Raw genomic sequence first — 10,250 nt, forward strand, 5'->3', positions numbered from 1 at the left:
TATTTTAAATCCCTTCCCTTCTCAGTACTTGTCCCCAAGTAAACTGTTTGTAGTATCTCCAATTATTTTCTAATAAATTACCCCAAGTTCTATATCTAAAAGTATATTCAATTGGTAAATGTGCTGGCTTAGCTTCATTTATTGCTGATTTTAATACCTCTACATCTCTTGGAATACCAATTATAGATATAAACGTTACTTTTATACACGCATTTGTAAACAATACTGCCACTTCACCGTTTCTCCATGAATTGGCTATTGTTTGAAGCAGTTTCAAATCACACTTGCCTGAAGTTTTCCATCTTCCTTCTAACTCTTCTCTTTTACCTTCTAAAGTATTACTCATAGTATTATATGCAAGTTGATCTTCTAAAATAGCTATACCTAAGGCTGACATACTATCAAACCAGAATTCCTTCTCTAATCCTTCAGCTTTTTTCTCGTAATTATCTAATCTCTCTCCAGCTACTCCCAATAAATTATTTATATAAGAATCACTTCTAAATACTTTATGTAAATTACTTATTATTTGGACTTTATGAGACACTTAAGTTCACACTCCCTAATACTGCCACTTCTTTTTCTTCTATTTTTATATTTTCTTGATTACCATTTATAGTAAAAGTTGTCCACTCTTGAACTCCATCAATATTTAATATCCAACTTGATAAAAGTGCATAGGATACGCTATTCTTTTTAAATGCAATGCTTTTCAAATATCTCTTTAATTCATCTTCAATTAAAGGTTTTATCGAATCTAGTTCATACCCCTTTTCTAAAACTAATTCACAATCTATATTGATAGTTTTAGCTATCGCTGTACTAACTGTACAATAAGCTCCTATTGGAGCTGCTCCAGAACCTGTTCCCCAAGTGCTATTATTCGCACCTTTTGGGTCTATATATTCTTGTACTCTATTTATTAGCTCTTGATTTGCTATTACTTTATTATCATCTATTATTACTATTTGAACAGTATTGTTCCCATTCCATAAAGGAAACACTCTTACATCTCCAACACCTACAACTTCTCTTCCCCATTGCATATAATGATAAACATTCCCACTCGTTGCAGGCTTTTGAATTTCAATTAAGTATCTTTCTCTTAATGAATCATCAGTTTCTTCATCATACCCATCTATTAGTTGAGCTTTATTTGTAACTTTTGAAATTCCTTGAATTGTTACTGGAATAAAAACAATTGAATTAGCTCCAACATTTCCAGTACTTCCTGGTTCAATCGCTTCTATATTGACAGCCCCTACTTTATTTATAACTACCTCTTCAATTGCTTTATACCTATTTCCTGATGCTGTTTCAAATACATCTCCAATTTTAATAACCCCTGTTCCTTCAACTGTCAAAACTCCTTTAGCTGGATTTGCACTTTTTCTATGAAGGCCTTTTCTTTGTTCAACAAATTTGGTAAGTTCATTTCCAATTAAATTATAAATATCTAACTTTTTATAATACTCTTCTAATTTCTTTTCAAATTTATGTGACTCTATAGCGTATGTTCTTATCATATCTCTTGTAAAAGTTCCAATATCTTTTACATAATCATCCGATATATTATTTAACATCTCTTCTTCTATTTCATCTATTGTAGGAACTTTGTATTCTATCACTCTATACTCACCTCACTTGTTAAAGTTTCACCACTTTTTAACTTCACTGTAACTTCTATATTTAAGCTATTAAATTCAACTCTTGAAGCTATATCTATCACTTCTTGAACTTCTTTTTTATTCATAATTTTCTCTTTAATTTCACGCTCTAACTCCATTACTCCAAATGGTGTATTAAATATATTATGACCTCTTAAATTATATAAATCAGTCATACCAAACTCTGTGTCTTCATAAACTTTATATTTATCTACTTGGGTTAATATCAAAAGTTGAATCCATTGACGAACTTGCTCAACTTCAGTTGCTTCTTTTGTTTTTCCATCAACGATAACAACCTTTTTAGCTTTAAAATCAAATAAGATCTCTTTCCTCCCATTTTTCTGACTCTTTTCTTTAACATCTAAAACTTCATTAAATATAGGAAAAATACTCATTCTTTCACCTTCCTATACTTGGAATCAATAAACCACTTCTGCCCTTTTTCTGTTGGAACTACCTTCACATAATCCCCAACTATAAGTGTATCCGTATTTATAATTGTTCCTATAGCCTTATACTTTCCTTTTCCCTCTATTGTTCCATGATTATGCTTATGAGGACCTGGTCCTGCATCTATATTACTCGATGTCGTTTGTATAGTTATTTCTGTTATCTCTCCATCTATATCAAATTTTCTTATATAGTCATCATACAATCTATCATTCATATATAATTGATGTGGATACAGAAAAACTTGTCCATCCCAAATACTTATGGTTGTCTCTGGAGGAGCTTTAATAACTTTTCCAATACAAGCTTCAAATTCAATCTCTTTATTTTCATTTACTTTAAACATTTTAGCTAACATCAATTGATAATTCATCAATCCACCTCCAGCTCTAAACTACAAATGTGATTCCCTTTAGGAAATGTATGAGTACAACTTTTTATTAAAAACTCCTCTTTTATTGCAAACTCTTTAATCTCAACATCTAAAAGCCTTCCAGCTTTTAATTCATCATTTCCTAAAACACTCAAACTTGAAGTTGTTAAAACTCTATTCAATTCTTTTAATTTTGTATTTGCTATATTTCTAACTTTTGAAATATCATCTTTATCAGGATCAACTTCTATTATCTCTTGAAGCATTCCATATTTTTTTATACTTTCTTTATCTTCAGCCTTTGCATAAATACTTTCATCTTCTGAATCATTAGAAACTACCAATACAATGTTTTTCATATCTGCCATACTCTCTGTTAAAGTTGGCATTCCAAAAATATTTTTAGTCACTTGAACTTTTATCTTTTTATATGAAACCAAACTAAATGTTGTATCTTCAATCTCTAAAAGGTATTTTTTACCTGTCTCTTCATTTACAATTTTTAGAATATCATCTATTATTTCTGCTACAGTATTATTTTTATATATTTTATCAATCGAAGTAGCTATACTTGTTATACTTCCTACTTTCGCTCCTATGCTTTTCAATAAATTTTCTATACAAGCTGATGCATTCAAATTATTAAACTGCTTTATAATCTTATTTTTATTTAAGTAAAAATAAAAATCAAAACATTTTATTTCTTTTGAAAATTTAAGAGTATCTATATCTATAATTACTCCTGTAAATAAAGTTTTTTCATTTTGAAATTTAATAATATCTCCTGTTTTTATTGTTTCAGTTAGAGCATAACTTAAATCTTTAAAGCTTCTAGGCATATTAAATTCAAAAGATGCTCCTAATGTATCTATGCTGGTAGTAAAACTTATACCACCAGCCATATTTGTTATATCTGTAACTTTTTCTCCTTGAATCAATTTTAATTTATGCACCACTTCCTCCAATCTTATTAGGGTCTATATATTCTTGAATAGAAATACTATATTTTATGTCTCCATTGTGCTTTTTACTATATTTAAAATCTGTGATTATGCATTCCATATTTTCTCTTATCGATAAGCTGACTATAACTATCCTTAATTTTTTATTTCTGTTTTTTTCAAAAAAATCTATGCACAATGGTGCTAAAGTTATATTTCCTAACCAACCATAAAATTTAGAAGGAAAAAAGCTATCTATTGTTAAAGTTTTTAGTCCTGTTTCTCCAATTAAAGTTAAAAGCTTTCCACTTGTGGTTTCAAAGACTTCAAAATCTAGTGGTGATTCAAATTCAACATCTGGAGGGACATATGGAAGTCTAAATATCTCTTTATTATTATCTACAGAAAAATATATTTCCATTCCCTTTAATATGTAATTAACTACATTAGAAATCATTTTTACCTCACCATATTTGACATATTAGGATTTGCTATTTTTATAACCGCCTCTGCAACCTTTTCTTTAAAATCATTGAATCCATAAACATCACCTTTTATAACTACATTTATTTTAGTTTCTGTTGAATTAGTTTTACCTGCATCTTTAGATTGACTATATTTTTTATCTTGACCAAAATTAGGTTCTGACTTTGATATCTCTTTTAATTCTGGAAAATTCATTCCTCCCACTCCACTAGGAGTCTCTAATTTCAAACTTTCAACAGCTTCTAACTTACTCTTAATATTCTTATTCTCTGATATAGAAATATCTGTATCTTTGTTTTTAGAACCAAATACCTTATTTATAATATTAAAAGCTTTCTCTCCTGCTTCTTTTAGTTTGTCAAAATGTTGAATCAATGCTAATAATGGAGCTATTGGACCTCCTAGTAAAAATGCAAAATCACCTATACCATCTAGTATTGTTTTTATCCAACTATAAAAATTTTGAAAACTCGATATTATAAAACTTATCCATTCTATCAATGTTTGACCTGCTATTTTCACAAAATTAATTGCATTTTTAACTTCATCTAAAGATAAAAAAGTTTCTTTCAATCCAGTGATCCACTTTAAAAAAGTCTCATAACTATCTAACACCCATTTTTTTAGTTCTCTTAACATTCCAGGTATTGATAGTACTATTTTTTTCAATTTATCAAAGTGCTGAATTAAAACTAAAACAATTGTTATTACCCAACCTATCGGTCCAACCAATATAGCAAACGCAAAACTTAAAGGGACTAAATAATCTGAAGTTTTTTTTATCCAACTAAATATACCTTTAAACATATTTATAACTGCATCTAAATGGTTCCAAAGTAAATAACAAATCGCAACTAATCCAGCTATTGCTAACGTTATTAATCCTATTGGAGATAAAGCTATTGTTCCATTTAACACTCCTAAAACAACAGATAAGGTTGTTAACGCCACTTTTAATATTGCTATTGCTTTTGTAACTAAATACAAAGTTGAGACAAAAACTAAAACTGTTTCAATTATTGCTCTATATTTTTTTATAAAATTAAATAATTCTGAAAAAAATATAATCATACTTTCGACCGCTTTTGTTACTCTTTCAGCTATTTTATCTATTGTTCCATCCTCTTGCCATTTATTTAAAACTCCTACAACTCTTTCAACTTGCTCTTTTAACTTCATATAAAGGCTACCTTGCTTAATTGTTCCCTCTTCAGTCATTCCTACTACTTTAGCTAAAGAGGATTTTGTAACTCCTGTTACTGTTGACCATAGTCCTTTTAAAGTTTTAGCTTGTTTCTCGGCTCCTCCAGCAAACTTTTTTTGCATTTCAGACTGTAAAATATCCTGAAGTTTTGCCTCATCTTTTACTTGCCCTCTTTTATTAAAAACAATATTTTTTCCATACTTTAAAGCTGCTGCTTCTATCAACTGCTCCTTTTTTATTCCAAATTCTTTTAATCTTTCAAACTCACCCATAACACCATCTGCCATAGCTTCAGTTGCTTGATCAATTGATTTATTGGTTGCTCCAGCCATATCTGCTACATCTTTCAACCATCTTTTAGAAGAGATTCCATAAGCTTCCATCTTAGCTGTAGACTCTACAACTTCTCCTGTTTCAAAAGGAGTACTGTTTGCAAACTTTATTGCATTCGACATTAACTGTCCTGCTTTTTGTGTAGATTTCGTTGCTGTTTCAAGTTGCATTTTATAACCTTCCATGTTCATGGCCTCTCCAAACCCTTCTTTAACAGCAAATCCACCTACTAAAGTTGCCACTGCTCCTGTTGCTTGTATTGCTCTTTTTACAATTTTATCTCCTGTTTCAACAAAAGCTTTTCCCCACTCTAAAATCTTTTTCTTTCCCTCTTCTGCTCTTTTACTAATTTCAGCAAATGATTTTCCATATTCTCTCATTTTAGCTCGAGCTGTATTTAGTGGACCATTATTTTGAGTAATAACCTTTTCGTAATCTACTATAACTTTTCTTGCAGTTTCAACAGCTTTGGTATTTGACTCTTGTGCTTTCTCTAAACTATGAAGCTGACTTTTAGCTACTTCCAATCTTTTATTATAGCTTTGTATCTGTTCCTCTGTTACTTTTGAGCTTTTAGTATATTTCTCAACTTCTGATTTAGCTTTCTCTATCTCTTTAGAAATTTGAGAATATTCTTTTTCTAACTTTTTTAAAGTTGATTTATTCCCAGTTTTATTTGCTTCCTCTAAAGCTTTGTTTGTTGCTTCTTGTGCTGACTGAAGCTGTTTCAATTTTAATTTTGTATTTTCTAAGCCTTTTCCATACTCTTGTGCTTTATCTTTTGCTCCTGCAATAGATTTTTCATATTTTTCTGTTTCTGATTTTAACTTTTCTATTTGTTTAGAATTACTAGAATACTCTTTAGATAAATTTGCTATTCTTGCTTTTGCTGAATCTATATGTTGATTTGCGTTAGCTATTGTTCCTTCATACTTTTTAACTAGTTCTTTAGCTCCTTCTAAGTGGCTGTTTGCTAGTTCTGTTGCTTTTGAAACAGCTTTTAACGGTCCTGAGATACTATCTCTTAAAGTTAGTATGGTATTAATAACTCTATCCCCTATTTTTCTCACCTCCTAAAGCGTTTAAAAAGTCCTCCATTTTTTTATAATCATAGAAAACTTGTTCCTCATTCATTTTTTCCATACTTTGTTTAAAAAATACCTGTTCTTCATAATCAAGGTTTAATAAATAGTCTAACCTATGGCCTTTCTGTAGGTAGTAAGATATCCAAAATAACTCACCATACTCCTTACTACCTCCTATTAGTTTTTTATTGTTTTATTTACCTTTTCTTGAATCTTAATTCCATCAAATACATTACTCAATTTTTGTGCTAAACTATTAACTCCATTAACCCCCAATATTTGTGTAGGTATCTCATATGGTGAAATTGATTTAAATCTACTTCTTACTTCTTTGGCTTGCATAGTTGGACAACATAAGTAAACTAGTTTTTCAGAAGCTTTAACCAATAATTTCATATCAACTTTTGAATTTTCTTTTTCTATCTTCAATCTAGTTTTATTTTCTTTTACCTCTTCAATTTCGGAAGTTCCGAAATCCACTTCATCTTCTTCATTCTCTTCAAACGTTTTTTCTTTTGTCATATCTATAGCTTTTATCATATCGTTTAAATAATCTAACAAGACACCTTCACGAGGTCTTACAAATTCAACTAATCCAAACCCATCTACTTCAATATGTGTTATTTTTACTTTTTTACTTTCATTCTCTTCAACTTTATCTAAAAATTCTTGTAATGTTATAGGTTGTTTATTTTCCATATCCCTCTCCTTTAAAGAAAAGCTCCTACTAAATGAGGAGCCTTTTCTATTTTATTTTTCTTGTAACCATTCCATTGTTTCTGCTTGGCCACTAAGTTCTATCTCTGCAACTTTATTCTTTTCAAAATCTATTAGAACCTCTTCATCAAATGTTACTCCATCTAACTTTAATCTTTTCGTTATTTTTCCTGAAATATTCGTATTTGCTAAAATTAAAGATATGTCTTCACTTTCATTAAAAGCATCTAAATTTTCTGAACCTAAAAATTTAAATGTTCCTGAGAACTCAATAGTTTCTCCAACTTTAACTCTTACCGTTCCATCACCTGTTGGAGCTGGAATCTCTTCATACTTATTCTTTCTTACAGCTTTAGATTTTGTTACTGTCACTACTTCCTCTCCATTAACCCAAAGCTTCCCTTTATTTCCATTAAAATAATCATTCTTTCTAGGATTTGCCACTTATTCTCCTCCCTACATGAATATATCGAAGAAGAAATCTTCCATAATTCCTGTTATCTTTATATTTCCTTTTAAAAATACTTTTGTTCCTACAGTCATTTTCATAGCATACGAATCATCCCAAGAGTTAACTGTTTCTTCTCCCCATTTTGAATAGTTTGCTAATCTTTGCTCTTCTATATCTATCATCGATTTATTATCAAAATTAGGATCTAATATTTTATCTTTAGCTAAAGATTTAAAGTATCCATTTATTGATGATATTAACAGCATTTGATTATCTAAAATATTTGGATATTTCCCTTTATAACTATTATTCCAAGCTTTATATATATCACAAAATATTAAATCCATTTTTTCTACTGTATTTATATGTGTCATTTCCTCTGTAACGCCCTCTCCAGTTGTTACAAGTGAATTTACCGCTCTAGCTACTCTCACTTCGCCCTCATCGTTAAATAGTACATGTTCTCCGTTTGAAATAGCTTCTTCAAGGTTTTCTGGTTCTTTTACACTTTTAAACTTCAACGGTTTAGCTATTCCTGACATCATCATAGATAAACCTGCATAGAATCCAAGTAAATACGATAATGCGTATTCTCCACTTTTTATTCCTCTATCATCATTAAATTCTACTTCTTCATTAGTTTGATTAACAACATGCATAGAGTCAGCAGTAGTAACTTTATATGCCATAGCCTTATATCTTTTTTTATTATTTTTGTTCTCTCCTTTCACAAAAGTTACTAAATCATTTTGATTTTCACTAATTGATGTTTGTACTGTAATCCAAGAATTTCTTGGAATTATTCCTTTTATTTTATTTAATAAATCAGCAAGAGTTCCATCGGTTCCTAATTTAAAAACATAAAGAGCTAATGGAGCTCCCTCCAGTGCATCTTTTATAAAAAGAACATTCTCTGGATCAAATTTCTTTTGTTCATCACTTCCAAAATCACTTATTGTTGTGTATTTTTGCTTTTGGATTCCAGGTGTATCATCCTCTACTATTAAAACAGCATAACCTTTTTCTCCTCTAGCTATTGCTGAAACTCCCAATCCTTTAAACTCTATACTCAACTTTGGCAGTCCATTATTTGTTGCCATTAATCTCCTCCTTAAATTTCAACTCTTCCATGTTTTCTTCATACTCTTTCTCATATTCTTCTGCTATAAATACATTAAATGTACAATGTAAAATCTTATCCACTTCAAATAACTTAACATTCTCAGCTTCAGTTATTAAATCATCAGCTATTTTAATACTTTTATTTCTTACGAATGCTTTTGTTAAAATATCTCTCATTTTTAATAACTCTTCTTGATTTTTCTTTTGATGCTCTGGAAAATATAAAACATCAAATTCAATCTCTATCTCTTGAAAATTATTTCCTAAATCGTTGATATCAGTATCTAGCATATCTATATAAAAACATGGCCTTTTAAATCCTTCCTCTATATCTGAGCTAATTGTATCTATATCTGGTGCATACTCTCTTAATTTTTCTACAATTGAAGCTTGAATATCAATAAACTCTGTCACTCTTCACCTACTTAAATCCGTTATTTATTAAAAGATTATCTAAAAAATTTTCTGTATCACTCTCAAACTCATCCTCAAAATCTTTCTTTGCAGTTGTAAATACATGGTAACCTCTTTGAAATCCATGTTCTTTCCCTGTTCTATCTTTCTTTATATGTCCATACTCTATTAAATGAGCATGAGGAGCTGTAGAATACGTTCTACATGCATATACTCCTTGATACTCATAAACTTTCCCTGATTTTATACCTTTTATATAATTTCCAGTTTTCTTTTTAACTCTACTCTTTGCAACAGAAATTGTTTTATTTTTTAATTTTACACCTTCTTTTTTTAAAAACTTTTTCGTTTCTTTTCCATCTTTAATTCCATTGACCAACTTTAATAAATCTTTAGATAATTGATCTAAGCTCATGCTATCACTCCGTTCTTAGCTTTGCCATTATATCCATAAAACTATTCTTCTTAAAATCTGGATAAATATATTCTATTTCATAAACTAGCCCTTTATATACAATATGATAATCTGATTTAATCTGAGTTTTTCTAATCCTTATTTTAAACCTTGTATTATTAGCTTCTGTTTCTCCCTCTCCATTTACTATATTTCCACTTTGAAACTTAATCTCAGCCCAAACTTTTTTTACAAGAATATCTTCATAAGTTTTTCCGAGTTTTCCATTTACATGTTCTTTTTTATAAATACTTATTCTATTTTTTAATCTACTGCTAAGATTGGACATTATAATCACCATATTTCAACTTTGTATATAAACAAGAAAGCATGTTATTTGGTTTAAACTCTAAATCTTGAGAACCTCTATTTTCATATCTATCAGTTATAATTATAAGTTGTGCCATTTCATATGTTTTACTTTCTCCACCAGAATCAAAAGTGACTCCAGTGGAATTTTCTATCTCCTCTTTACTAAACTCTATGCACATTTATAGCAATAGGTAAGGCTTTGAAGTTATCTCCACCTTTTCCCCTGCTCCACACCGTG

Annotated in this window: 14 protein-coding genes; all 14 read right to left on the bottom strand. The window is 29.7% G+C overall.

Annotated elements, in window-relative coordinates; translation table 11 throughout:
• Positions 1-4: 4 nt before the first annotated feature.
• The 14 genes from L988_RS01690 to L988_RS01755 all read right to left on the bottom strand — a co-directional run bounded on the left by L988_RS01690 (position 5) and on the right by L988_RS01755 (position 10,191).
• Positions 5-547 (bottom strand): putative phage tail protein, encoded by a 543-nt coding sequence (locus L988_RS01690; RefSeq protein WP_047380926.1) that lies wholly within the window; start codon positions 545-547, stop codon positions 5-7.
• A complete protein-coding gene (locus tag L988_RS01695; RefSeq protein WP_047380928.1) occupies positions 537-1,628 on the bottom strand; it encodes a baseplate J/gp47 family protein in 1,092 nt (363 codons plus the stop codon). The genes L988_RS01690 and L988_RS01695 overlap by 11 nt, the downstream gene beginning before the upstream one ends.
• Positions 1,625-2,065 carry a DUF2634 domain-containing protein gene (locus tag L988_RS01700; protein ID WP_047380930.1) on the bottom strand — a complete coding sequence of 147 codons (441 nt, stop codon included), beginning with the start codon at positions 2,063-2,065 and terminating at the stop codon, positions 1,625-1,627. The genes L988_RS01695 and L988_RS01700 overlap by 4 nt, the downstream gene beginning before the upstream one ends.
• Positions 2,062-2,493 carry a DUF2577 family protein gene (locus L988_RS01705; protein WP_047380932.1) on the bottom strand — a complete coding sequence of 144 codons (432 nt, stop codon included), beginning with the start codon at positions 2,491-2,493 and terminating at the stop codon, positions 2,062-2,064. Before L988_RS01705 ends, L988_RS01700 begins: the two co-directional genes overlap by 4 nt.
• The gene (locus L988_RS01710) at positions 2,493-3,446 is read right to left on the bottom strand and encodes a hypothetical protein (RefSeq protein WP_047380934.1); all 954 of its coding nucleotides are present in this window, start codon (positions 3,444-3,446) and stop codon (positions 2,493-2,495) included. Before L988_RS01710 ends, L988_RS01705 begins: the two co-directional genes overlap by 1 nt.
• A complete protein-coding gene (locus L988_RS01715) occupies positions 3,439-3,891 on the bottom strand; it encodes a hypothetical protein (protein WP_052191635.1) in 453 nt (150 codons plus the stop codon). The genes L988_RS01710 and L988_RS01715 overlap by 8 nt, the downstream gene beginning before the upstream one ends.
• Before the next feature lie 2 nt (positions 3,892-3,893).
• Positions 3,894-6,527 (bottom strand): hypothetical protein, encoded by a 2,634-nt coding sequence (locus tag L988_RS01720; RefSeq protein WP_047380935.1) that lies wholly within the window; start codon positions 6,525-6,527, stop codon positions 3,894-3,896.
• A gap of 192 nt (positions 6,528-6,719) precedes the next feature.
• Positions 6,720-7,241 (bottom strand): hypothetical protein, encoded by a 522-nt coding sequence (locus tag L988_RS01725; protein WP_047380936.1) that lies wholly within the window; start codon positions 7,239-7,241, stop codon positions 6,720-6,722.
• Between the two features lie 51 nt (positions 7,242-7,292).
• The gene (locus L988_RS01730; RefSeq protein WP_047380937.1) at positions 7,293-7,703 is read right to left on the bottom strand and encodes a phage tail tube protein; all 411 of its coding nucleotides are present in this window, start codon (positions 7,701-7,703) and stop codon (positions 7,293-7,295) included.
• Between the two features lie 12 nt (positions 7,704-7,715).
• Positions 7,716-8,810, bottom strand: coding sequence for a phage tail sheath C-terminal domain-containing protein (locus L988_RS01735; RefSeq protein ID WP_047380938.1), 1,095 nt, complete (start codon positions 8,808-8,810; stop codon positions 7,716-7,718).
• Positions 8,797-9,246, bottom strand: coding sequence for a DUF6838 family protein (locus L988_RS01740; protein ID WP_047380941.1), 450 nt, complete (start codon positions 9,244-9,246; stop codon positions 8,797-8,799). Before L988_RS01740 ends, L988_RS01735 begins: the two co-directional genes overlap by 14 nt.
• 7 nt (positions 9,247-9,253) lie before the next feature.
• Positions 9,254-9,661, bottom strand: coding sequence for an HK97 gp10 family phage protein (locus L988_RS01745; protein WP_047380942.1), 408 nt, complete (start codon positions 9,659-9,661; stop codon positions 9,254-9,256).
• Positions 9,662-9,665: 4 nt separating this feature from the next.
• Positions 9,666-9,989, bottom strand: a complete 324-nt coding sequence (locus L988_RS01750) for a phage head closure protein (protein WP_047380944.1) — start codon at positions 9,987-9,989, stop codon at positions 9,666-9,668.
• Positions 9,976-10,191, bottom strand: a complete 216-nt coding sequence (locus L988_RS01755) for a head-tail connector protein (protein WP_047380946.1) — start codon at positions 10,189-10,191, stop codon at positions 9,976-9,978. Before L988_RS01755 ends, L988_RS01750 begins: the two co-directional genes overlap by 14 nt.
• Positions 10,192-10,250 lie beyond the last annotated feature (59 nt).

It is taken from the genome of Cetobacterium sp. ZWU0022, from assembly GCF_000800875.1.
In the GTDB taxonomy this organism is placed as follows: domain Bacteria; phylum Fusobacteriota; class Fusobacteriia; order Fusobacteriales; family Fusobacteriaceae; genus Cetobacterium_A.